General features: G+C 72.4%; 20 protein-coding genes and 1 pseudogene. 14 read left to right on the top strand and 7 right to left on the bottom strand.

From position 1 onward, the window contains the following. Positions 1–93: 93 nt before the first annotated feature. From FB470_RS22165 to FB470_RS22150, 4 genes are read right to left on the bottom strand one after another with little or no spacing between them, the layout of a single operon-like run. Positions 94–813, bottom strand: coding sequence for a TetR/AcrR family transcriptional regulator (locus FB470_RS22165; RefSeq protein ID WP_306994400.1), 720 nt, complete (start codon positions 811–813; stop codon positions 94–96). Next, on the bottom strand, positions 810–1,565 hold the full coding sequence (locus tag FB470_RS22160) for a maleate cis-trans isomerase family protein (RefSeq protein ID WP_306994398.1): 756 nt from the start codon (positions 1,563–1,565) through the stop codon (positions 810–812). Before FB470_RS22160 ends, FB470_RS22165 begins: the two co-directional genes overlap by 4 nt. Continuing rightward, positions 1,562–3,229, bottom strand: a complete 1,668-nt coding sequence (locus FB470_RS22155; protein WP_306994396.1) for a (2,3-dihydroxybenzoyl)adenylate synthase — start codon at positions 3,227–3,229, stop codon at positions 1,562–1,564. The genes FB470_RS22160 and FB470_RS22155 overlap by 4 nt, the downstream gene beginning before the upstream one ends. Next, positions 3,229–4,764 (bottom strand): FAD-dependent monooxygenase, encoded by a 1,536-nt coding sequence (locus tag FB470_RS22150; protein WP_306994394.1) that lies wholly within the window; start codon positions 4,762–4,764, stop codon positions 3,229–3,231. The genes FB470_RS22155 and FB470_RS22150 overlap by 1 nt, the downstream gene beginning before the upstream one ends. Before the next feature lie 135 nt (positions 4,765–4,899). On the opposite strand from FB470_RS22150, the gene FB470_RS22145 reads away from it, so the two are divergent. The 3 genes from FB470_RS22145 to FB470_RS22135 all read left to right on the top strand — a co-directional run bounded on the left by FB470_RS22145 (position 4,900) and on the right by FB470_RS22135 (position 9,965). Next, the gene (locus FB470_RS22145; protein ID WP_306994392.1) at positions 4,900–7,020 is read left to right on the top strand and encodes a hydantoinase/oxoprolinase family protein; all 2,121 of its coding nucleotides are present in this window, start codon (positions 4,900–4,902) and stop codon (positions 7,018–7,020) included. Beyond that, positions 7,017–9,320 carry a hydantoinase B/oxoprolinase family protein gene (locus tag FB470_RS22140; RefSeq protein WP_306994390.1) on the top strand — a complete coding sequence of 768 codons (2,304 nt, stop codon included), beginning with the start codon at positions 7,017–7,019 and terminating at the stop codon, positions 9,318–9,320. Before FB470_RS22145 ends, FB470_RS22140 begins: the two co-directional genes overlap by 4 nt. A gap of 285 nt (positions 9,321–9,605) precedes the next feature. Continuing rightward, the gene (locus FB470_RS22135) at positions 9,606–9,965 is read left to right on the top strand and encodes an MmcQ/YjbR family DNA-binding protein (protein WP_306994389.1); all 360 of its coding nucleotides are present in this window, start codon (positions 9,606–9,608) and stop codon (positions 9,963–9,965) included. A gap of 42 nt (positions 9,966–10,007) precedes the next feature. Here the strand turns inward: FB470_RS22135 and FB470_RS22130 are convergent, their stop codons facing one another. Then, a complete protein-coding gene (locus tag FB470_RS22130; protein ID WP_306994387.1) occupies positions 10,008–10,577 on the bottom strand; it encodes a TetR/AcrR family transcriptional regulator in 570 nt (189 codons plus the stop codon). A gap of 167 nt (positions 10,578–10,744) precedes the next feature. Here FB470_RS22130 and FB470_RS22125 point away from each other — a divergent pair, with 167 nt between their 5' ends. From FB470_RS22125 to FB470_RS22075, 11 genes and pseudogenes are all read left to right on the top strand, one after another. After that, positions 10,745–11,197, top strand: coding sequence for a (2Fe-2S)-binding protein (locus FB470_RS22125; RefSeq protein WP_306994386.1), 453 nt, complete (start codon positions 10,745–10,747; stop codon positions 11,195–11,197). Beyond that, complete coding sequence (locus tag FB470_RS22120; RefSeq protein ID WP_306994384.1) at positions 11,184–12,143, top strand: FAD binding domain-containing protein; 960 nt, start codon at positions 11,184–11,186, stop codon at positions 12,141–12,143. The genes FB470_RS22125 and FB470_RS22120 overlap by 14 nt, the downstream gene beginning before the upstream one ends. Next, a complete protein-coding gene (locus FB470_RS22115; RefSeq protein ID WP_306999424.1) occupies positions 12,143–14,311 on the top strand; it encodes a xanthine dehydrogenase family protein molybdopterin-binding subunit in 2,169 nt (722 codons plus the stop codon). The genes FB470_RS22120 and FB470_RS22115 overlap by 1 nt, the downstream gene beginning before the upstream one ends. Positions 14,312–14,570: 259 nt before the next feature. Beyond that, positions 14,571–15,462: pseudogene (locus FB470_RS22110) on the top strand (IS481 family transposase). Between the two features lie 102 nt (positions 15,463–15,564). Continuing rightward, complete coding sequence (locus FB470_RS22105) at positions 15,565–15,756, top strand: hypothetical protein (RefSeq protein ID WP_306994382.1); 192 nt, start codon at positions 15,565–15,567, stop codon at positions 15,754–15,756. 116 nt (positions 15,757–15,872) lie between these two features. Next, positions 15,873–16,154 (top strand): metal-sensitive transcriptional regulator, encoded by a 282-nt coding sequence (locus tag FB470_RS22100; protein ID WP_306994381.1) that lies wholly within the window; start codon positions 15,873–15,875, stop codon positions 16,152–16,154. 21 nt (positions 16,155–16,175) lie between these two features. Beyond that, a complete protein-coding gene (locus FB470_RS22095) occupies positions 16,176–16,382 on the top strand; it encodes a heavy-metal-associated domain-containing protein (RefSeq protein ID WP_306994379.1) in 207 nt (68 codons plus the stop codon). Between the two features lie 24 nt (positions 16,383–16,406). After that, the gene (locus FB470_RS22090) at positions 16,407–17,354 is read left to right on the top strand and encodes a hypothetical protein (RefSeq protein WP_306994378.1); all 948 of its coding nucleotides are present in this window, start codon (positions 16,407–16,409) and stop codon (positions 17,352–17,354) included. Positions 17,355–17,373: 19 nt separating this feature from the next. Then, the gene (locus FB470_RS22085) at positions 17,374–19,644 is read left to right on the top strand and encodes a heavy metal translocating P-type ATPase (RefSeq protein WP_306994376.1); all 2,271 of its coding nucleotides are present in this window, start codon (positions 17,374–17,376) and stop codon (positions 19,642–19,644) included. Between the two features lie 159 nt (positions 19,645–19,803). Then, positions 19,804–20,580, top strand: coding sequence for a cyclase family protein (locus tag FB470_RS22080; RefSeq protein ID WP_306994375.1), 777 nt, complete (start codon positions 19,804–19,806; stop codon positions 20,578–20,580). After that, on the top strand, positions 20,577–22,205 hold the full coding sequence (locus tag FB470_RS22075) for a thiamine pyrophosphate-binding protein (protein WP_306994373.1): 1,629 nt from the start codon (positions 20,577–20,579) through the stop codon (positions 22,203–22,205). The genes FB470_RS22080 and FB470_RS22075 overlap by 4 nt, the downstream gene beginning before the upstream one ends. 25 nt (positions 22,206–22,230) lie before the next feature. Here the strand turns inward: FB470_RS22075 and FB470_RS22070 are convergent, their stop codons facing one another. Together FB470_RS22070 and FB470_RS22065 are read right to left on the bottom strand one after the other, a co-directional pair. Further along, complete coding sequence (locus tag FB470_RS22070) at positions 22,231–22,761, bottom strand: pyridoxamine 5'-phosphate oxidase family protein (protein WP_306994371.1); 531 nt, start codon at positions 22,759–22,761, stop codon at positions 22,231–22,233. Between the two features lie 108 nt (positions 22,762–22,869). Continuing rightward, positions 22,870–23,919 (bottom strand): NAD(P)-dependent alcohol dehydrogenase, encoded by a 1,050-nt coding sequence (locus FB470_RS22065; RefSeq protein WP_306994370.1) that lies wholly within the window; start codon positions 23,917–23,919, stop codon positions 22,870–22,872. Positions 23,920–24,007 lie beyond the last annotated feature (88 nt).

Below are 24,007 nucleotides of genomic sequence, written 5' to 3'. Positions count from 1 at the left end.
GTACGCCGCTCTCGACGCTTGAGTCAACAGTTTGACGGTTGAGACGAATCGCAGGGCCGGAAAGACCCCTCCACCGGCGGCGGAGGGGCGGGATCAGCGGTCCAGGATGCGCTCCAGGTAGTCGAGGTCCTGCCGCAGCATCTTCAGCGCCGCCGCCGGCCCCTCCCCGTCGAGCACGTGGTGGTCGGGACGCTGCAACGCGCCCACGGCCATGTCGGCGAGCTGTTCGATGACGTCCTCGGCCGTGTCGCGGCCGCCGGGGTGGAACCACCAGGCGACCCAGTTGCACATGCCCAGCACGCCGAGCGCCGCGACGCGCGGGTCGACCGGGCGGAACCGGCCCGCGCGCACCCCGTCCTCGATCACCCCCGCGATGGTCTTGAGCACGGCGCGGCGGCTGTCGTCGTACGCCGCGGTCAGCTCGGCGGGCAGTTCGGCCTCCGACCGGATCAGCAGCCGGAACCGGGCCGGCTGCGTCGCCCGGCGGCCGACGATGACCTCGACGATCCCGCGCAGCTTCTGCACCGGGTCCAGCTCGTCCCGCGCGACCAGCTCGCTCAGCTCGTCCAGCGGCCCGTTGGTGACCTCGGTGACGAGCTTGGCGAGCAGCTCGTCCTTGCTCTTGACGTAGTAGTAGAGCGCCGGCCGCGTGATGCCCAGCGCGTCGGCGATGTCCTGCAGGCTGGTGCCGGCGAACCCGCGCTCGGCGAACAGCCGGGTGGCGTGCTCGTAGAGCTCGTTCTCCACCAGCTCGCGCCGCGCGGTGCTCCCGGTCTTCACCTCGCCGACGTTCGCCGTCTTCTTGCGGGTCATGGATGTGATGGTAGTGGCGCGGCGAGCAACCGCCCGGCGTCGGGAAGCTCGGGCGGCAGGCCGAGGTGCCGCAGCAGGCTGTAGGCACCGGCGGTGGCCGCCGACAGCACCGGCAGGCCGAACTCCTCCTCGGCGGCGGTGATGAGCCCGAGCGAGGGCATCTGCACGCACGCGGAGATCACCAGCGCGTCGGCACCGTCGAGGTCGAGACCGCGGGCGGCGGCCATCACGCGGTCGCCCGGGATGCAGCCGACCTCGGCGTTGTCGCCGACCTCGAGGGCGGCCCAGTCGACGACGTCGAAGCCCTCGGCCCGCAGGTAGCCCACGACCTGCTCGGCCAGCGGCCGCAGGTACGGGGTCACCAGCGCGATGCGCCGGGCACCGAGCGCCTGCAGCCCTTCGACGAGCGCACCCGCACTGGAGAGCACCGCGGGGCGGCGGCCGCTGCGCGCGAGCCGGCCGGTGACCGCCTTCTCGGTCCGCCGGTGCTCGCCCGGTCCCTGCGCCATCAGCGCGACCAGGCAGGCGTAGAGCAGCGCGTCCACGCCGGCGTCGGCGAGTTCGTCGACACACCGCTCGCGCTGGGCGTTCATGGCCCGCAGCTCCTCCGGCGAGACCCGGTGCATCCGCATCCGGCTGGAGTGGAACGAGAACCGGGCGCCGCGGTGGCGGGCGAGCAGCGCCGGCACCTCGGTCTCGACGGTGACGTTCGAGCTGGGCACGATCAGGCCGATGCGGTGGACTGCGGTCACGGGTTACCTCCTGTGGTGGACGCGAGTTCGGCCGTGACCTTCTCGGCGATCTCGGCGTGCAGGCGCTTCTTGTCGAGCTTCCCGACGAGGGTGCGGGGCATCTCGGTGAGGTGTTCGAGGCGTTCGGGCCATTTGAACTTGGCCACGCCCAGCGCGGCGAAGTGCTCCTGGACCTCGCTCAGGGCCAGCGGTCCGCCCTCGGTGACGAGGAAGGCGCAGGCCCGTTCGCCGAGACGGGGATCGGGCATGGCGACGACCGCGGCGGCACTCACGCGGGGGTGGCGCACCAGCAGCAGCTCGATCTCCTCGGCGTTGATCTTCTCGCCGCCGCGGTTGATCACGTCCTTGATCCGGCCCTCGATGGACACGTACCGCTCGCCGTCGATGACGCGCACCGCCGCGAGGTCTCCGGTGCGGTAGAAGCCGTCGGAGGTGAAGGCGCGCGCGTTGTGCTCCGGGGCGTCGAAGTAGCCGCGCAGGGTGTACGGGCCGCGGCAGCACAGCTCGCCGGTCTCGCCGTCGGGAAGCACGGTCTCCGATCCGGGTTCGAGAATGCGGATCTCGTCCAGTTCGGACAGTGGGGTGCCGACGGTGGTCGCGCGGGCCTCGCGCGGCGCGCCGGGGCGGGTGGTGAGGAACAGTCCCTCCCCCATGCCGAACAGCTGCCCGGACCACAGCCCCCGGCGTTCGAGGCCGTCGAACAGCGCGGGCGGGATCTTGCTGCCCGACAGCACGACCTGCGTCACCGAAGCGGTGGCGGCCGCGAACGCGGGGTGGCTCGCGGCGCGGAAGTGCCCGTGCCCCAGCAGCACGTGGGTGGCGCGTTCGCGGGCCAGCAGCGGCAGCGACTCGTCGAGGTCCGGTGTCCCCAGGACCAGGCAGGCGCCCGCGCTGTGCGGCCCGTGCACGGCGCAGACGATGCCCGCGTTGTGGATGACCGGGATCAGGTGGGCGACGCGGGTGTGCGGGCCCCAGTCCCAGGACCGGGCGTAGGCGGCGGCGTTGTACCAGTACTCGGCGTGCAGCCGCGGGATCACCTTGGGCACGCCGGTGGTGCCGCCGGAGAGCTGGAAGACCGCGACGTCGTCGGGGTCGATCGCGGACTGGATCCGCGCGACGGTCTCGCGGGCGGTGCCGGGGTCCAGGTCAGCGGCCAGCGTTTCGACGGGGATGCCGCGCGGGTCGTCCCGCGCGCCGAGGGTCAGGACGTGCCGGAGCGTGGGGTGGTCGCGTCGCTGCCCGAGCGCGAAGGCGATCAGGTCGAACCCGCGGGTACCGGCCTCCACCAGGTGCGCGGTGGCGCCGACGCGCCGGCTGATCTCGCCGATCTCGTGACCCCGGTGCGCGGCCAGCGTGCACACCGGCACCAAACCGGCCTTGAGCACGCCGTACCAGGCGACGACGGTGTCCAGCCGGTTGGTGACCTGGAACAGCACCGGCTCGCCGGGCGCGAGGCCGAGCCCGGCCAGTCCCGCGGCCAGGAGGTCGCTGCGTTCGTCGAGTTCGCGGTAGCTCAGCCGGCCGTCCAGGGCGACGACGGCGTGGCGGGCGGGGTGGGCGCGCGCGACGCGGTGGAACTCGTCGGCGAGGGTGCGGGGGCCCCACAGCCCGGCTTCGCGGTACGCGCGGCGCAGGTCGGCGGGGTAGGTCACGAGCTTGCCCATCACGACTCCCCGGTGAAGGACGCGAGGTCGGTGCGGCCGCTGACCAGGCCCGCGGCGAGGTCCTCGCGCAGCGCCGCCGGTGCCTCCACGACGGACAGCCCGCCCACCTCGGTGCGGACCCGCTCGGCGAGGTCGAGCCGGGTGAGCACGGCGGCGCGGTCGCCGGGCCCGGTGAAGCGGAACCCGTCGGCGCCGTCGGCGCGAGCGCGCCGGGCCCGCGCGACGACGGCGTCGCCGGTCTCGTCCCACGGGTCGGTGAGCACCTCGTCGAGGGTGACCAGGTTCGCGTCCACGCGCGCCGGGTGCCGGTGCGGGTAATGCCGTCCGTTGTGGATCAACGGGCGGTCGAGCACCCAGCCGGTGACGGCGTCCGGAGACGGCGGTGGTTGTTCGCCCGCGTAGTGGGTGAGCGCCGCGGCCACGACATCGGGGTTCGTGGCCGCGAAGCGGTCCAGCGGCACGTTCCCGGACCGGGTCATGTAGGCCACCATGAGCCGTTCGACGGGCAGGTGCAAGCGCGCGGGGAACGACTCCCACCACAACTGGCTGCGGCGGGCGAGTTCCTGCAGCCGCTCGACGGCGGGTCGGCGCGCGGCCTCGTACCGCGCGAACGCCGTCGCCAGGTCCGGCGCCTCCCGCAGTGCCGCGACCAGGCCGATCGCGTCCTCCATCGCCAGCTTCGTGCCGGAGCCGATGGAGAAGTGCGCGGTGTGCGCGGCATCGCCCAGCAGCACCGTGCGCCCGGCGGACCAGCGCGCGCACCGCACCGTCCGGAAGCGCAGCCAGCGGGTGCGGTTGCCGATCAACGGGCGGCCGCGCAGCTGCTCGGCGAAGATCTCTCCCAGGTAGGCCAGGGACACCTCGTCGGAGGCGTCGAACGGCGTCGCCGCGGTGGAGACGTCGAACCCGGCGTTGCGCCACGTGCGCTCGTCGGTCTCGATGAGGAAGGTGCTGCGCCCGCCCGAGTAGGGGTAGGCGTGGGTGACGAACGTGCCGTGCTCGGTGTGCACCGGGGCGAACACGGCGTCCTCGAGCGCGAAGTCGGTGCCGCACCACAGGTAGAGGCCCCGGCCGACGTCGATCCGGGTGCCGAAGGGCCCGTTCCCGCGGGTTTCGCTGCTCACCCCGTCGGCGGCGATCACCAGGTCGGCGTCGAGTTCGGCGGCCGTGCGGCGGCTGCCGAACTCCAGCGCCGCCCCGGCCTTTTCCGCGTGGCGGTGCAGGATCGCGAGCAGCTCGGTGCGGGCGATCCCGATCAGGCGGTCGTTGCGCACCCGCACGGTGTCGGCGCCGACCCGCAGGGTCATGTCGTGGCGGTGCCCCGCGGCGACGAGGTCGCGCAGCGTGTCGGGGTCGGCCGCGTCGAGCTTGCGCTGGGTGCCCGCGGCGAGTCCCACCCCGAAGCCGAAGGTGGCGTCGGGCGTGCCCTGTTCGTACACGGTCACTTCGCAGGACGGGTACGCGAGCTTGAGCAGGCGTGCGGCGTAGAGCCCGCCCGGTCCCCCACCGAGCACCGCGGCTCGACTCAGGTGCATCCTGACCTCCCGGTTCAACTAGACCGTCGACTATTTGACGGCATGGAAGAGGGCGCGTCAAGTCCTTGACTACTGTCGTCAGCGTTGAATAGTCTACTCATCCGTTAGTAGCCTCCGCGCAAAGGAGCGTGAGTCATGGCCTATGTCATCGGCGTGGACGTGGGCGGCACGTTCACCGACGCCGTCCTCGACGACGACGCCGGGACCGTGCTGGCCGCCAAGTCCCCGTCCACCCCGCCGGACTACTCCCGCGGTGTCCTCGACGTGCTCGAACTGCTGGCCGGCCAGCTGGGCCGGCCGCTGCCGGAGATGCTGGCCGACACCCACCACATCGCGCACGGCACGACGTCCTCGCTCAACGCGCTGGTGATGGGCAACGTGCCCCCGGTCGGTTTCCTGACCACCCGGGGCCACCGCGACTCGATCTTCATCATGAACGTCGAGGGCCGCTACCTCGGCCGCTCGCCGCACGAACTGCAGAACGTGCTCGGCCAGGCCAAGGACCACACCCTGCTGCCCAAGCGCCACGCGCTCGAGGTGACCGAGCGGCTCGACCGCGACGGCCGGATCGTCGTCCCCCTCGACGAGGACGAGGCCCGCGCCGCGATCCGCACCCTGCTCGACGACGGCGTGCGCGCCATCGCGGTGTCGCTGTTGTGGTCGTTCCGCAACCCGGTCCACGAGCGGCGGCTGCGGGAACTGGTCGCCGAGCAGGACCCCGGGGTGTTCGTCGCGCTGTCCAGCGAAGTGAGTCCCCGCATCCGCGAGTTCGCCCGCAACGCCACCACGATCATGAGCACCCAGATCGGGCCGGGCCTGCGCGACTACCTCACCACGCTGGAGACCACGCTCCGCGCGAACCGGCTGTCCGGCCCGTTGCTGGTGATGCAGAGCAACGGCGGGGCCGTCGCCGCCAAGGAGGCCCCGGCCACCGCGATCAGCACCGTCGGCTCCGTGCTGACCGGTGGTGTGGTCGGGTCGGTGGCACTGGGCCGCCAGCTGGGCCACCGCAACATCATCTCCACCGACGTCGGCGGCACCACGTTCCTGGCCGGGCTGGTCGTGGACGGCGAACCGGTCCGCGACACGACCACGGTGATCAACCACCACCCGATCAACGTGCCCACCCTGCGGGTGGACGCCATCGGGTCCGGCGGCGGCGCGATCGCCTGGCTCGACGCGGGCGGCAACCTGCGCATCGGGCCGCGCAGCGCCCAGGCCGTGCCCGGCCCCGCCTGCTACGGCAACGGCGGCACCGAGCCGACCAACACCGACGCCAACCTCGTGCTCGGCATCCTGCCCGAGCGCGGCCTGCTCGGCGGCCGCAAACCCCTCTCGCTCGAGCTGGCGCGCCAGGCCATCGACACCCAGATCGCGAAACCACTCGGCCTCTCGATCGAAGAAGCGGCCGCCGCGATCTACACCGTGCAGAACGCCCAGACGGGCGACCTGCTGCGCAAGACCGTCGTCGAAGCCGGACACGACCCGCGCGAGTTCGTGCTCTACGCCTTCGGCGGTGCCGGACCCGCGCACTGCGCCGGCTACGCCGCCGAGGTGGGGGTCGACGAGGTCGTGGTCCCGCTGGGCCCGGTCGCGTCCGCGTTCTCCGCCTACGGCCTGGCGTCCTCGGACATCGCGCTGGCCGCCGAACTGTCCGACCCCACCACCGTGCCGTTCGACCCGGCCCGGGCCGAGCAGAACTTCGCCGACCTGGAGAAGCAGGTCCGCGAGGGGCTCGACCGGCAGGGTGTGCGGTTCGAAACCGTGGAGCTGCACCGCGAGATCGACATGCGCTATTCGATGCAACTGGCCGAAGTCACCGCACCGGTCGTGAGCGGCCCGCTCGACGCGGCCGCGATCGAGGAGGCCGCGGCGGCGTTCGAGGAGCGCTACGCCGCGCTCTACGGCCAGGAGGCGGGCTTCCGCGAAGCCGGCATCCAGGCCATCACCTTCCGCGTGCGCGGGATCGGCGTGCTGCCGTTCTCGCCCGAACTGCCCACGATTCCGGCCGCCGGCTCACCGGACCCGGCCGCGGCGCTGGCCGGCCGGCGCCCGGTCTGCCTCGACGCCGCCGCCGGCTACGCCGACACGCCCGTCTACGACTACCGCGCGCTGCGCGCCGGGCACGAGCTCGCCGGCCCGGCCATCGTCGAGGTCCCCACGACCACCGTCGTCGTCCCGGCCGGCACCACAGGCACCGTGGATTCGCTCGGCAACCTGATCATCCGCCGCACCCCCGCCGGGAGCACCTCATGAGCATGCCCATCCTGGGTTCCGAGACCTTCTCCAGCCGTCCCGTCGACCCGGCGGAGCTGCAGCGCTCGCTGCCCACCACCCTGCCGGTCCACACCGTCACCCAGGAGCAGGTCGACGCGCTCGACCCGCTCACCTACGAGGTGGTGCGCCACCGCCTGTGGTCGGTCACCGACGAGATGGGCGAAGCGCTCAAGCGCATGTCCGGCTCGCCGATCGTGACCGACGCCAACGACTTCGACTTCGCCATCTCCGACGAGCTCGGCCAGGAGGTCCAGGTCGGCCTCTACAACACCATGCTGGTCGGCGCCGTCGACCTGGCCATCTACTGGACGCTGCGCCACCGCGCCACCAACCCCGGGATCGCCGACGGGGACATGTTCCTCACCAACGACCCGTGGGTCGGCGGCGGCCTGCACCAGAACGACGTGATGGTGTACCAGCCGGTTTTCCACGACGGCGAGCTGTTCGCCTGGACCAGCGCGATCTGCCACGAACCGGACCTCGGCGGTGTCGGGCTCGGCTCGTTCTCCCCCGCCGCGCAGGACGTCTTCTCCGAATCGCTGCCCACCCCGCCCGTCAAGGTGGTGCGCGACTTCCAGCTCCAGCGCGACGTGGCCGACCTGTGGGTCCGGCGCTCCCGGGTGCCCATGCTGGTCGCCCTCGACCTGCGCGCCAAGATCGGCGCCAACAACGTCGGCCGCGAACGCCTGCACGCGCTGATCGAGCAGTACGGCGCCGACACCGTCAAGGCCGTGATGAAGCGCATGATGGCCGACGCCGAGACCCGGCTGCGCGGCAAGCTCGCCGGCCTGCCCGACGGCAGCTGGACCGCGACCGGGTACCAGGACCAGTCCCACGAGGGCGACCGCGGCCTGCACAAGATCACCGTCACCACCACCAAGACCGGCGACCACCTCACGTTCGACTTCACCGGCACCGGCCCCCAGTCCGGCGTGGTCAACTGCACCTACGCCGGGATGCGCGGCGGCGTCATGCTCGCCCTGCTGCCCATCCTGGCCGGCGACATCCCGTGGTCGGCCGGCGGGCTGATGCGCTGCTTCGACCTCGTCACCGAAGAGGGCACGCTGAACAACGCCACCTACCCCGCCGCGGTCGGCCGCGGGCCGATCGGCCCGGCCTGGCTCACCGGCAACCTGGTCGCCGAATGCCTGGCCCAGATGCTCGACCGCGACCTCGAACTCGGCAAGAACGTCCAGGCCACCTGCTGCGGCACCTGGGACACCGCCGTGATCGCGGGACTCGACGAGCGCGGCGAGCAGCCCGCCCCGTTCCTCAACATCATCATGGAGCCGATGTCCGGCGGGTACGGGGCCCGCCCGCACGCCGACGGCATCGACACCGGCGGCCTGTTCTGCATCCCGATGGGCCGCATCCCCGATGTCGAGATGACCGAGTTCCTCTACCCGGTCCTGGCGCTGTGGCGCCGCGAGGTGCCCGACTCCGGCGGCCCGGGGCGGCACCGCGGCGGCGTCGGAGCGTCGATCGCCATCACCCCGCACGGCACGAGCATCCCGATGGGACTCGTCCTCGCCTCCAACGGCAAGGCGGTCTCGCAGAACGGCGGCCTGGCGGGCGGGCACCCGGGCAACACCGGACTCGACGTGCTGGCCCGCGGCAGCGGCATCACCGACGTCCTCGCCGCCGGGCGGATTCCCGGCGACCTGTCCGAGATCGGCGGGACGCTGGAACCCGCGCAGAACTACGCCTCCAGCCACCTCGCGCCCGGTGAGGTGTTCGTCATGACCTGGCAGGGCGGCGGCGGGTACGGCGACCCCCTCACCCGCGATCCCGGCGCCGTGGCCAGGGACCTGCGCGAGGAGAAGATCACCGCCGACGCCGCGAGGAGCGTCTACGGGGTGGTCGTCGAGGGCGGCGCGGTGGACGAAGCCGCGACCGCCGCCGAACGCAACCGGCGGCGAGCCGAGCGCCGGCAACGCTCGCGCCTGCTGCGGGCGCCGTCCGGGCGGAAGACCGACCTGGCATCGGGCAAGCGACTCGACGACAACCTGGTCGAGATCACCGACGGGCCGCGTGAGGCCGTGGCGTGCCGTCACTGCAGGGAAATCCTCGGCGAGAGCGACGACCTCGCGCTCGCGGTGTTCGACGGACCCGCCACCGAAGCCGGGCCGCAGATCATCGCGAACGCCGCGGACTACGTCGACGCGGCGGTCGTCTTCCGGCAGTACTGCTGCCCCTCCTGCTGGACGGCGCTCTACTCGGCGGTCGTGCCCGCCGACCACCCCGCACCGCCGCTCGGCGCAGTGGCGGCCGGCGCGTGAGACAGCGGGCCGGGCGGGCCGGGCGGCCCACCCGGCCCGGTGTTGCCGGCCGCCGGGACGCCCAGGGCGTGTCTGACAAAGATCGTGGCTGGTTGTCGGGATGGTGGCGGTCGTGTCGCGGATCTGGACCTGGCATCGCTCTGGTCGGTCCCGGGCAGGCCGGCGACGCGCCGGTGTTCCCGCACCCGGCCCGACCGCGTCCGTGGCGATACGGTGGTGGGCACGCCCCGGGACGGCCGGTATCCCGGGCTCGGCCTGCCTTCGTCCCGCGTGAGGAGGTACGTGATGGCGGTGGTCGAGGACGTTCTCGCACTGGGGTCGCAGCTGGAGCGCTCCTATCCGGTCTACGTGCGCGGCCGGCTGAAGTTCCGGGTCAAGCAGATCGTCTACGTCGCGTTCTCCCGCGACGAAACGGTGATGGAGTTCGCGTTCCCGAAGGAGGAGCGCGCCGCGCTCGTCGCCGGCGAACCGGAGAAGTTCCGGCTGCCGTCGGCGTCGGACATGCGGTTCAACTGGGTCCGCGCCGAGCTGGCCGCCCTGGAGCCGGCCGAGGCGCGCGAGCTGGTCGTGGACGCGTGGCGGATGGTCGTCCCCCAGAAGGTGTCCCGTGCCTACGACCTCGCCCACCCCGGTGGCCCGGGATGACGGCGCCCGCCCCGGGCTACCTCGCACCGGCCGGCCGGGACCTCAGTCCGCGCGGATGCCCCGCCACACCAGCTCGACCAGCTCGGTCGTCTCGCGTCGCCAGTCGCCGTCGGGGTTGAGGTGCAGCAGGCCCAGGAGGCTGCGCATCACCGTCTCGGCGTCGATTCCCGGCCGCACCAGGCCGGCTTCGACGTTGGCGGCCAGCAGGGCCTTCATCGCCCCCCGGATGGACTGGACGGCGGTGGGCGGCAGCGTGCCCCGCTGCGCCGTCGCCGCGGCCAGCGCTTTCGCCAGTCCGCGCTTGGTCATCATGTACGGCGCCAGGTGGCCGGTCACCCAGGCGCGGAACGCCCCGGCCGGGCCGGCGTGCTCCAGCAGCTCCGGCACGACGTCGACCAGGTGCCGCACCTCGCGCTCGTAGACGGCCAGGATCAGGTCCGCCGGCGTCGGAAAGTGCCGGTACACCGTGCCCACGCCGACCCCGGCGCGTTTGGCGATCGCGTTGAACGACACCTCGGACGACTCGGCGAGGGCCTCGGTCGCGACGGTGAGGATGCGTTCGTGGTTGCGGCGGGTGTCGGCACGCCGCGGGCTGACCGAACCCGTCGTCATGGTCCCTCCTCGCCCTGTCCGGTGCCGGCGACCCACGTTAACCCGCCGGCCTGGAGCAACTCCGCGGGTACCGTTCGTTGCGAAGCGGATTGTAATCCGATACGTTCGATCACAGTTCAAACGGATTCTTATCCGCTTCACCCACCACCCTGCCAGGGAAGAGATCAGTGGACATCTCACTCGAAGTGAACGGCCACCCCGAACACCTGAGCGCCGACCCCGGCGTGACGCTGCTCGACGCACTGCGCGAGCGGCTCGGGGTCACCGGACCGAAGAAGGGCTGCGACCGCGGTCAATGCGGGGCGTGCACGGTGCACGTCGGCGGCCGGCCCGTGCTCGCGTGCCTCACGCTCGCCGCCACCGTGACCGCACCGGTCACCACCGTGGAAGGACTGTCCACAGGGGACGAACTGCACCCCGTGCAACGGGCCTTCGCCGATCAGGACGCCCTGCAGTGCGGGTTCTGCACGCCGGGGCAGATCATGTCCGCGGTCGCCGCCATCGAGCAGGACGTCGACGACGTCCGGGAGTTCATGTCGGGCAACCTCTGCCGCTGCTCGGCGTACCCGAACATCGTCAAGGCCGTCGAGCAGGCGAGGAGGGCCGATGCGACCCTTTGAGCTGACCGCCCCGGCAGCCGTCGGCGACGCGCTGGGCTCGTCCGGCACCTTCCTGGCCGGCGGCACCACGCTCGTCGACCTCATGAAGCTCAACGTCCTGACGCCGCAGCACGTGCTGGACATCAACGGGCTCCCGCTGCGCGGCATCGAGACCGGCGACGGGCTGCGGATCGGCGCGCTCGAGCGGATGGCCGACATCGCGGCGCACCCCGGCGTGTACCCGGCGATCTCCCGCGCGCTGCTGCTCAGCGCCTCCCAGCAGCTGCGCAACATGGCCAGCATCGGCGGGAACCTGATGCAGCGCACGCGGTGCACGTACTTCCGGGACGTGACCACGCCGTGCAACCGGCGCGTCCCCGGCAGCGGCTGCCCCGCCATCACCGGCGCGAACCGGATGCACGCCGTGCTCGGCACGAGCGAGAAGTGCGTCGCCACGCACGCCAGCGACGTGGCGGTCGCCCTCGTCGCCCTCGACGCCGAGGTCCGGCTCCGCGGGCCGCACGGGGAGCGGGCTGTCAAGCTGACCGACTTCTACCGCACTCCCGGCGACACCCCCGAGGTCGAGCACGACCTGCACACGGGCGAGCTGATCACCGAGGTCGTCGTGCCGCGACTGGACTGGGCCGACCGTTCGACGTACGTCAAGGTGCGCGACCGGCAGTCGTACGAATTCGCGCTCTGTTCCGCGGCGGTCGCCGTGGACGTGCGGGACGGGGTGGTCGCCGACGCGCGGGTCGCCGTCGGTGGCGTGGCCACCGTGCCCTGGCGGCTGCCGGCCGTCGAGGCGGCCCTGCGCGGCGCGCCCGCGACGGAGGAGTCGTTCGCGCAGGCGGCATCGCTCGCCGTCGAAGGCGCCGAACCGTTGCCGGAGAACGGTTTCAAGCTGTCGTTGCTGCCGCGGACGATCGTCCGCGCCCTGCTCGAAGTCACCGAGGGGAGCCGATGATGCCCGCACGGCTGGACGCGCCGCTGAAGGTCACCGGCGACGCGAAGTACGGGGTGGACCACAATTTCCCCGGCATGGTGTACGGCTACGTCGTGGTCAGCACCATCGCGCACGGCGAAATCGCGAGCATGGACGTCACCGCGGCCAAGAGTGCCCCGGGCGTGCTCGGCGTGTACTCCCCCTTCGACCCGCTGGCGCTGAACCCGGTGACGACGCCGATGTTCGGCGAGACGTGGGTGCCCCTGCGCGAGAAGAAGGTCGACCACGTCGGCCAGCCGATCGGGTTCGTCGTGGCGGAGACGTTCGAGCAGGCGCGGGACGCCGCCATGCTCGTCGAGGTGTCCTACCGCGAGCTTCCCGCGCTGACGTCCCTGGAGGACGGGCTGGACACCGCGGTGGAGGCGGCACCCGGGCACGTGGACGCGCCGCCGTCGCTCACCGTGCTGGAGGACGGCGTCGCCTCGATCGAGGACGCGTTCGCCGCCAGCCCGGTGGTCGTCGACGCCACCTACCGCACCGCACCGCAGAACCACACCCCGATGGAGCCGCATTCGGCGGTCGCCGTGTGGGAACCGGGCGAGCTCACCGTCTACAGTGGAAACCAGGGTGCCCACCTGCAGGCCGCGGAGCTGGCCATGGCGCTCGGGCTGGAGCCGTCGGCGGTGCGGGCCGTGAACCCCTTCGTGGGTGGCGCCTTCGGCGGCAAGGGCCGCACCTCGGCGCCCGCGTTCCTGGCGGCCGCCGCGTCGCGGGCGCTCGGCCGGCCGGTGAAGGCGTCGCTGACCCGGGAGCAGGTCTTCACCGCGACGGCGGGCCGGGCGGCGACGGTGCAGCGGATCACCCTGGGCGCGGAGTGGGACGGCACGCTGGTCGCCCTGCGGCACGAGTCGTGGTGCAGCACCGACATCGCGCGGTCGTTCATCGAGCCGACTTCGCACGGTACGTCGCGCGAGTGGTACGCGACGCGGAACCTGGCGATCAGCCAGCGGATCGTGCCGCTGAACCTCCCGCCGACGACGTTCATGCGCGCGCCGGGTGAGGCTCCCGGCTCGTTCGCGCTGGAGAGCGCGATGGACGAGCTGGCCGAGGCGCTCGGGATGGACCCGATCGAGCTGCGGCAGCGGAACAACTCGCTGGCGCCGCCGGGCAAGGACCTGCAGTGGTCGAGCAAGCACCTGGACGAGTGCTTCCGCATCGGCGCCGAGCGGTTCGGATGGGCCGACCGCGAGCCGCGTGGCCGCGCCGACGGCGACTGGCTCGTGGGCATGGGTGTGGCCGTGGCGATGTTCCCCGCGCTCCGGTTCCCGGCGTCGGTCGGGATCACCCTCAACGCGGACGACACCGTGGACGTCCAGACCAGTGGCGCGGACCCGGGCACCGGCCTGCTGACCGTGATGGCCCTGGTGGGCGCCGAATCCCTGGACGTTCCCGCCGACCGGGTCACGCCGCGGATCGGCGACTCGGCGCTGCCGCCGGGAGGCATGTCCGGCGGCTCGACCGCCACGGCCAGCGCGGGCACGGCGATCATGGCGGGCGCCGCCCAGGTGATCGACGAGCTGCTCGCACTGGCCTCCGCTCCTGGCGCACCGTTCGCCGGTGAGGAGGTCAGCTACGCCGACGGGCGGGTCCACGGCGACGGCCGGACCATGACCTTCGGCGAGGTGCTGCGGGCGGTGGGACGGCCGGGCCTGACGGCGGTCGGCTCGTCGGCGCCCGGCGAGGAGATGACGAAGCACTCGTTCAGCTCGTTCGGCGCGCAGTTCGCCGAGGTCCGGGTGCACCGCCTGACGCGGGAGGCGCGGGTGTCGCGGATGCTCGGGGTCTTCGACGGCGGCCGGATCATCAACGACCAGGCGGCGCGCAGCCAGCTCAAGGGCGGCATGATCTGGGGCGTGTCGGCGGCGCTGCACGAGGGCTTCGAGGTGGAGTCCAGCGGCCGGTTCGCCAACGCCGACCTCGCGGGTTACCTGATCCCGGTGAACGCCGACATCCCGGACATCGACGTGCAGTTCGTCGAGTACCCCGACACGCTGCACAACGACCTCGGGGCGCGCGGGCTCGGCGAAATCGGCACGGTGGGGGTGGCGGCCGCGGTCGCCAACGCGGTCCACAACGCCACCGGTATCCGGGTCCGCCACATCCCGATCCGGATCGAGGACCTGCTCTGATCTGGGCGGTCGCGAGAGCGGCGGGCTGAGTGGCCCCGGCAGTCGCACCCACGGCTGTCGAGGCCACCCAGCCCGCGGCACGCGCGCTCCGGCGCGCGTGCCCTTCGATCCCTGCCCTGACGCCGGGCCGTCTGTCTAGCTGCGCTGTTCGGGGACGTTGGTGATGGGCTGACACGCTTGGGATGATCTTGATGTGGGTGAGGACCTCCGGGTTCGGTGTGGATGGCGACATCGACACCCGAACACCAGGAGGTCCTCGATGGTCCACCGTAACGCGCCGTTGACACCCACGGGTCGGCTGCGGCTGGCCCGGTGTGTCGTGGAGCAGGGGTGGTCGCTGCGTCGGGCGGCGGAGCGGTTCCAGGTCAGTCCGTTATCGGCAGCACGGCCGGGCGGGGATGAACGACCGGTCCAGCCGGCCGCATCACAGCCCGAACCGCACCTCGGCTGAGGTGGAGGCTCTGTCGGTTCGGGCTGGGGTGGCGCCCTCGACCGCTCATGCGATCCTGCGCCGCCACGGGCTGCAGGTGCTGGCCGCGTGTGACCGCGCCACCGGCGAGCCGATCCGCCGCTACGAACGCACCACTCCGGGCGAGCTGGTACACGTCGATGTCAAGAAACTCGGCCGCATCCCCGACGGTGGTGGGCACAAGGTCCTGGGCCGTGCCCAAGGCCGGGCCAACCAGGCCCGCGCCGCCGGCGGCGGCTACCTCTGCCTCCACACCGCCCTGGACGATCACTCGCGCCTGGCCTACACCGAAACCCTGCCCGACGAGAAAGCCGCCACCTGCGCAGCCTTCCTACGCCGCGCGCACGCCTGGTTCGCCAGCCACGGCATCACCATCGAGCGCGTGCTGACCGACAACGCCTGGGCCTACCGCAAAACCACCTGGCACACCACCTGCACCGACCTGCACATCACACCCCGCTTCACCCGCCCCTGGCGGCCCCAAACGAACGGGAAAGTGGAACGCTTCCACCGCACCCTGCTCGACGAATGGGCCTACCACCAGCCCTACACCTCACAAACCCAACGCCAAACAGCCTTCCCCAACTGGCTGCACTGGTACAACTACCACCGACCCCACACCGGCATCGGCGGCAACACCCCAGCCAGCCGCGCCACCAACCTCACCGAACGGCACATCTAGCCCCGTCGCCCGGCGGGTCCCGGCCGCTGTTTCCGTGCCCGGTCCGCCACCCACGCTTCTCGCTCGCCCGCGGTCGGCGCGGCCTTCGTGGTTTCCCCGCGGGTGGCGAGGACGGAGATCCTCTCGGCGCCGGCCCTGATCCCCGAGGCTATCCGGTTTTCCGTCATCGCCGTGATGGTGCGCGTCGCGTTCGGCACCTTCGGCTGGGACAGCGTCAGACCCGCCACGCTCACGCGGATGCCCGCCGGGGAGAGCGCCGTCATGTGGACGGTTCCCGGCGCAGCGCGTCGCTGACCACCTCCAGCGAACCCGGCACTTGACCACGCATACCCCCGGGCGGTATAAATCTCGTACCGGCGCGGATACCACCAGGGGGTATCACCGCAGTGCCGGGGCAGGGAGGACGAACCATGCGGGGCTACACCAGTGACAAGGACGGCTACCTGGCGCGGCTGCGCCGGATCGAGGGGCAGATCCGCGGGCTGCAGCGGATGGTCGAGAACGACGAGTACTGCATCGACGTGCTGACCCAGATCTCGGCGGCGACGAAGGCCTTGCAGTCGGTGTCGCTGGGGCTGATGGACGAGCACCTCAAGCATTGCGTGGCCGAGGCGATCGCCGTGGGTGGCGACACCGCTGACGCGAAGGTGCGCGAGGCGAGCGAGGCCATCGCCCGGCTGGTCCGTTCCTGACAACGAGAAGGGAAGAGACAGATGACTCAGCAGACCTACACCGTGACCGGCATGACGTGCGGGCACTGCGTGGCTTCGGTGACCGAGGAGGTCGGCGAGATCCCCGGCGTGACCGACGTCGCGGTGGATCTGCCCACCGGCACGGTCACCGTCACCAGCGAGCAGGAGCTCACCACCGACGCGGTGCGCGCCGCCGTCGAAGAAGCCGGATACCAGCTGACCGCGTAGCGGCGGCCCGAGGACAGGAATGTCATGAACACTGCAGGGAAGCTCTCCGCCTACGGTGCGGCGCTCGTCCTGGTCGCCGGTGGCGCCTGGGCGATCGGCACCGCTGTCGGTCCCGTCACCGGCGAAGCCGGCACGCGCGGCGGCGAGGACGCCGCGCACGGGGACAGTCACAGCGGCACTGTCGCGGAGACCGCACAGCCCGGCCTGCCCGCGGGGCTGGCGTCGTCCAGGGGCGGTTACACCCTCACGCCCACCAGCACGACGCTGACCACGGGTACCACCAACGCATTCTCCTTCCGGATCACCGGTCCCGACGGCAACGCCGTCACCGCGTTCGACGTCGAGCACGACAAGCGCATGCACCTCATCGTGGTGCGCCGCGACACCGCCGGGTTCCAGCACGTGCACCCGGAAATGGCGGCCGACGGCACCTGGACCGTGCCGCTGGCCGTCGCCGACGCAGGCAGCTACCGCGCCTTCGCCGACTTCACCCCCACCGGCGGCCAGGCCACCACCCTGGGCGTCGACCTGGCCGCGGCCGGCGACTTCCAGCCCCGCGCTCACCAGCCCTCGCGGGTGGCCGGGGTCGACGGCTACCAGGTGCGCCTCGACGGCGACCTGGTGCCGGGCCGGACGTCCAAGCTGACCCTCACCGTCACCCGCGACGGCCGCGACGTCACCGACCTGCAGCCCTACCTCGGCGCCTACGGGCACCTGGTCGCGCTGCGCGAAGGCGACCTGGCCTACCTCCACGTCCACCCCGACGGCGCACCCGGCGACGGGGTGACCCGGCCGGGACCGACCGTGACCTTCTACGCCGAGGTCCCCTCCGCCGGCACCTACCGGCTGTTCCTGGATTTCCAGCACGCGGGTCAGGTCCGCACGGCCGAGTTCACGGTGCCCACCGCCGGCACCACCCCGGCCGCTCCACCCGCGGCCGGCCACGGTGACAGCGGCCATGGCCACCGCTGACCGGGAAAGGGGCACCACGATGACTTCGGACCTGCGGACCGACGCACCGGCCCGCGACGTCGAGCTGGCGATCGGCGGCATGACCTGCGCCTCGTGCGCGATGCGGATCGAACGCAAGCTCAACAAGCTCGACGGGGTCACCGCGACCGTCAACTACGCCACCGAGAAGGCCAAGGTCACCTTCCCCGCCGGCCTCGACCCGGCCACCCTGGTCGCCCAGGTCGAGGCGGCGGGCTACACGGCGACCGTCCCGCAGCCGAAGACCGCGGAGCCGCAGCCGGAGGCCGCCGAGGCGGATCCGACGGCGTCGCTGCGGCAGCGGCTGGTCGGCTCGCTGGTGCTGTCGGTGCCGGTGATCGTGCTGGCGATGGTCCCGGCGTGGCAGTTCACCTACTGGCAGTGGATCTCGCTGACGCTCGCCGCACCGGTGATCGTGTGGGCCGCCGGGCCGTTCCACAAGGCGGCGTGGGCGAACCTGCGGCACGGCGCGGCCACGATGGACACGCTGATCTCGATGGGCACGCTGGCCGCATTCGCCTGGTCGCTCTACGCGCTGCTGTTCGGCAGCGCCGGCGTGCCCGGCATGACGCACCCGTTCGAGCTGACCATCGAACGCCTCAGCGGGGACGGCAACATCTACCTCGAGGTCGCGGCCGGGGTGACCACGTTCATCCTCGCCGGCCGCTACTTCGAGGCCCGCTCCAAGCGGCGGGCCGGGGCGGCGCTGCGCGCGCTGCTCGAACTCGGCGCCAAGGACGTGGCGGTGCTGCGCGACGGCCGGGAGGAGCGCATCCCGGTCGAGCAGCTGGCCGTGGGCGAGAAGTTCGTGGTCCGGCCCGGCGAGAAGATCGCCACCGACGGCGTGATCACCGAGGGCAGCTCCGCGGTCGACGCGAGCATGCTCACCGGTGAGTCGGTGCCGGTCGAGGTCGGGCCGGGCGATGCGGTCACCGGCGCCACCGTCAACTCGGGCGGCCGGCTGGTCGTGCGGGCGACCCGGGTCGGCGCCGACACGCAGCTGGCGCAGATGGCGAAACTGGTCGAGGAGGCGCAGACCGGCAAGGCGGCCGTCCAGCGGCTGGCGGACCGGATCTCCGCGGTGTTCGTGCCGGTCGTCATCGCCCTCGCCACCGGGACCCTGGCGTTCTGGCTCGGCGCCGGCGGCACCGTCTCCGCGGCGTTCACCGCGGCCGTCGCCGTGCTGATCATCGCCTGCCCGTGCGCCCTGGGCCTGGCCACCCCCACCGCGCTGCTGGTGGGCACCGGCCGGGGCGCCCAGCTGGGCATCCTCATCAAGGGCCCGGAGGTGCTGGAGTCCACCCGCCGCGTCGACACCATCGTGCTCGACAAGACCGGCACCGTCACCACCGGCAAGATGGCCCTGACCGACGTGCACACCGCCGACGGCGTCGACACCACCGAGGCGCTGCGCCTGGCCGGAGCGCTGGAAAACGCCTCCGAACACCCCATCGCGCAGGCCATCGCCACCGGCGCGCGGGAACGGGTCGGCGATCTGCCGGACGTCGAGGGCTTCACCAACGTCGAAGGCCTCGGCGTGCACGGGATCGTCGACGGCAAGGCCGTGCTCGCCGGGCGCACCGCGCTGCTGGCCGACTGGGGCCAGCACCTGCCCGCCGGCCTCGCCGAGGCCAAGGCCGCGGCCGAGCGGCAGGGCCGGACGGCGGTCGCCGTCGGCTGGGACGGGCGGGCGCGGGCGGTGCTGGTGGTCGCCGACACCGTCAAACCCACCTCCGCCGAAGCGATCCGGCAACTGCGCGGGCTCGGGCTCACCCCGGTCCTGCTCACCGGGGACAACGAAGCCGTGGCGAAGGCGGTCGCCGCGGAGGTCGGCATCGACCAGGTGATCGCGGAGGTCCTCCCGAAGGACAAGGTGGACGTGGTCAAGCGGCTGCAGGGCGAAGGCAAGGTGGTGGCCATGGTCGGCGACGGCGTCAACGACGCCGCCGCCCTCGCCCAGGCCGACCTCGGCCTGGCGATGGGCACCGGCACCGACGTCGCCATCGAGGCGAGCGACCTGACGCTGGTGCGCGGCGACCTGCGGGTGGCGGCCGACGCGATCCGCCTGTCCCGGCGGACGTTGCGCACGATCAAGGGCAACCTGTTCTGGGCCTTCGCCTACAACGTCGCCGCCCTGCCACTCGCCGCGGCGGGCCTGCTCAACCCGATGATCGCCGGCGCCGCGATGGCCTTCAGCTCGGTCTTCGTGGTGACCAACAGCCTCCGGCTGCGCGGCTTCCGCACCGCCATCACCGGCACCCCGGCGGGCTGATCCCGCGCCGGGCGACCCACGGCCGGGCACTCGCGGCGAAGACCGTCCCGAGTGCCCGGCCGCAACTCGCGCGGCCGGGGCTTGACCGCTGACTAGGCTCGTCACCAGCGCGGGCCGGCGCCCACCGCCCGTGAGCGTCCGGATCCCGAGGAGGTTCCCATGCCTGTGCTGGCCGACCTGCTGTCCGCGCTGCGGACGAGCCGTGTCGAGGTCGTCGACCTGACGGCACCGCTTTCGGCGAGCACTCCGGTGTTGCAGCTGCCGCCGCCGTTCGCGAACACCCAGAGCTTCCGGCTGGAGGAGATCAGCCGGTACGACGACCGGGGCCCGCGCTGGTACTGGAACGACATCCACACCGGCGAGCACGTCGGCACCCACGTCGACGCGCCCAACCACTGGCTGTCCGGCAAGGACAAGGGTGGTGTGGACCAGATCCCGCTGAGCACGCTGATCGCGCCCGCGGTCGTGCTCGACGCCTCGGCCCAGGTCGCCGACGACCCCGATTACCTGCTGACGATCGACGACGTGCGGCAATGGGAGCGGGAGCACGGGGCGCTGCCCGACGGCGGCTGGCTGCTGTACCGGACCGGCTGGGACGCCCGTTCCGGTGACCAGGAAGACTTCCTCAACGTCGCCGACGGCGCCTCGCACACCCCGGGCGTGTCGCCGGAGTGCGCGCAGTGGCTCGCCGACGAGGCCCCGATCGCGGGCTTCGGCGTGGAGACGGTGGGCACCGACGCCGGCCGCGCCGCCGAGCTGGAGCCGATCTTCCCGTGCCACGACCGGCTGCTCGGGGCGGGCAAGTGCGGGCTGACCCAGTTGCAGAACCTCGCCCAGCTGCCCCCGACCGGTGCCCTGCTGGTGGTCTCGCCCCTGCCGATCGTCGGCGGCTCGGGCAGCCCGGCGCGGGTGTACGCGCTCGTGGAGAAGCCGTGATCGTCGCCGAAGCCGTGGGACGGGTGCTCGCGCAGCTGGGTGCGGGACCGGTCTTCGGCGTGGTGGGCAGCGGGAACTTCCACGTCACGAACGCGCTGCGGGACGCCGGTGTCCCGTTCCACGCCACCCGCCACGAGGGCGGCGCGGCCACCGCGGCCGACGCGTGCGCCCGGATGAGCGACCGGGTCGCGCTGGTGTCGACGCACCAGGGCTGCGGGCTGACCAACGCCGTCACCGGGATCGGCGAGGCGGCCAAGAGCCGCACCCCGCTGATCGTCCTCACCGCCGACACGCCGGCCGGCGATCCGCTCAACAACTTCCGCATCGACCAGGACGGCCTGGCCCGCGCGGTGGGCGCGACCGCCGCGCGCGTGCACAGCCCGGACACGGCGGTGGCCGACACCGTCCGCGCCTACACCACCGCGCTGCACGAGCGGCGGACCGTCGTGCTCAACCTCCCGCTCGACGTCCAGGCGATGCCCGCCCCGCCGCTGGATCCCGTTGCGCCGGTGGGGAAACCTCCCGTGCTGCAGCCCGATCCCGCCGCGGTCACCGAACTGGCCGCGCTGCTGACCGGCGCCGAGCGGCCGGTGTTCGTCGCCGGCCGGGGTGGTCGCGGTGCCGCGGCGGAGATCCGTGCCCTCGCCGACGCCTGTGGTGCGTTGCTGGCCACGTCGGCGGTGGCGCACGGGTTGTTCCACGGCGATCCGTGGGCGCTGGGCATTTCCGGTGGGTTCGCCTCCCCGCTCGCCGCGGACCTGATCCGCGGCGCGGATCTCGTCGTGGGCTGGGGTTGTGCGCTGAACCGCTGGACGACCCGTCAGGGCAAGCTGATCGGGCCCGGTGCGCGGCTCGCGCAGGTGGACGTGGAGGCCGGTGCGCTCGGTGCGCACCGCCCGATCGACGCCGGGGTGGTCGGCGACGCGGGCGCGACGGCCCGCGCGGTTCTCGCCGAGCTGGGCGGCCGGGTCGCGCCCGGCTACCGGTCCCCCGGGCTGCGCGCCCGGATCGCCGCGCGCGCCCGCTGGTCGACGGCCGAGTTCACCGACTGCTCGACCGCCGAGCTGATCGATCCGCGCACGCTGTCGGCGGAGCTGGACCGGATCCTGCCCACCGAACGCGTCGTGTCGGTGGATTCGGGCAACTTCATGGGCTATCCCAGCGCCTACCTCCACGTGCCCGACGAGTTCGGGTTCTGCTTCACGCAGGCCTTCCAGTCCATCGGGCTCGGCCTGGCCACCGCGATCGGCGCGGCGATCGCCCAGCCCGCGCGGCTGCCGGTGGCCGCACTCGGCGACGGCGGGTTCCACATGGCGGCCGGCGAACTGGAGACCGCCGTCCGGCTCGGGCTGCCGCTGATGGTGGTCGTCTACAACGACGCCGCGTACGGGGCCGAGGTGCACCACTTCACCGGCGATCACACGACGGTCCGCTTCCCGCCCACCGACATCGCCGCGATCGCGCGCGGGTTCGGCTGCACCGGGGTGACCGTCCGCACCACCGGCGACCTGCGGCACGTCACGAGCTGGCTCGACGGCCCCCGCGACACCCCGCTGGTCGTCGACGCGAAGATCACCGACGACGGCGGTTCCTGGTGGCTGGCCGAGGCCTTCCACGGTCACTGAACCCGCTCCGCCGGGCGCGGCGCGTTCAGCGGGCGAAGTCCCAGCGGGTGGCGCCGTGCGGTTCGGCCGTGGCGACACCGAACGCGGTGTGCACGGTGAGCCGGTAGAGGTGCCACGGCGGCGGGCCCGCGCTGGGTGCGTTGTAGGGCGCGGTGAACGCCGGGCCGTCCACGGTGGCCGGCCAGCCGCTCGTGCGGTAGAAGTCCGCGATCCGCTCCAGCGTGGGCGTGTCGGTGACGCGGTGGGCCTCGCCCTCGAGCACCAGGTCGATGCCGCGCAGGCGCACCGACACGGTGCAGGCGGGGTTGGCCGCGAGGTTGCGGGACCGGCGCGTGCCGGGCCCGCCGACGAAGTACAGGGTGTCGTCCACCCACACGGCGCCGACCGCCGCCGAGTGGGGCCGCCCGTCGGGCCGCACGGTGGCGACGAAGAACGTCAGGTCGGTCGTGGCCGAGTCGCGGACGAGGAGGTCGCGCGGACGGCTCCACGGCAGTTCCGCGTGTCCGTACCGGTCGAGGTTCCGAGTGGCGATGGGCTTGTTCGTGGTGTCAGTCATACCTGCACATCGAACGAGCCGGCCGCGTTTCGACAGCGCGCCCGCATCCGATCCCCGGGTTCACCGGTTCGCGGGCCGGGCACCGGAGTGCCCGGCCCGCGCGCCCGGTCAGGCGCCGATGGTGGCGGTGTCGATGACGAAGCGGTAGCGCACGTCGCTGTTGTTGACGCGCTCGTAGGCCTCGTTGACCTGGTCCGCCGAGATCGTCTCGATCTCCGCGCCGATGCCGTGCTCGGCGCAGAAGTCGAGCATCTCCTGCGTTTCGGCGATCCCGCCGATCATCGACCCGGCCAGCACCTTGTTGCCGCCCAGCAGGGAGAACGCGTTGTAGGACAGCGGCTCGCCGGGGGCTCCCACGTTGACCATCGCACCGCCGACGCGCAGCAGGCCGAGGTAGGCGTCCACCGGCAGCGTGGCCGAGACGGTGTTGAGGATCAGGTCGAACCGGCCGCGCAGCGCCTCGAAGGTGCCCTCGTCGCTGGTCGCGTAGTAGTCCTTGGCGCCGAGACGCAGGCCGTCCTCCTGCTTCTTGAGGCTCTGGCTGAGCACGGTGACCTCCGCGCCCATCGCGGCGGCCAGCTTGACCGCCATGTGCCCGAGCCCGCCGAGGCCGATCACGGCCACCTTCTTGCCCGGGCCGGCGCCCCACTGCCGCAGCGGGGAGTAGGTGGTGATGCCCGCGCACAGCAGGGGCGCGGCGACGTCGAGGCCGATCCCGTCGGGGATGCGGCAGACGAAGGCGTCCTTGACGACGATCTGGCGGCTGTAGCCGCCGTAGGTGTTCTCGCCGTCGAAGCCGACGCCGTTGTAGGTCTGCACGTTGCCCTTGACGCAGAACTGCTCGGTGCCCGCCCGGCAGTACTCGCACTCGCCGCACGAGTCGACCATGCAGCCGACCCCGACGCGGTCCCCGACCCGGTACCTGGTCACGGCCGGGCCGACCGCGGCGACGACACCGGCGATCTCGTGGCCGGGCACCATCGGGAAGATCGCCTCGCCCCAGTCCTCCTGCGCCTGGTGGATGTCGCTGTGGCAGATGCCGGCGTAGCGGATGTCGATCAGCACGTCGTCCGGTCGCAGGTCACGCCGCTCGATCGTGGTGGGCACCAGCGGCGCACCCGGCGACGGGACAGCGATGGCGTGCGTGGTGGTGGTCATCAATCCTCCGTGGAACGACGTCGCGGGGCATACTGTAAGAGCCCTCATACATCAGCTACGTAAGAGGGCTCTTACATATTTCGGCCGG

Origin of the sequence: Amycolatopsis thermophila, assembly GCF_030814215.1 — a bacterium.
GTDB classification, from domain to species: Bacteria; Actinomycetota; Actinomycetes; order Mycobacteriales; family Pseudonocardiaceae; genus Amycolatopsis_E; species Amycolatopsis_E thermophila.
This window is presented reverse-complemented; position numbering and strand designations above follow the sequence as displayed.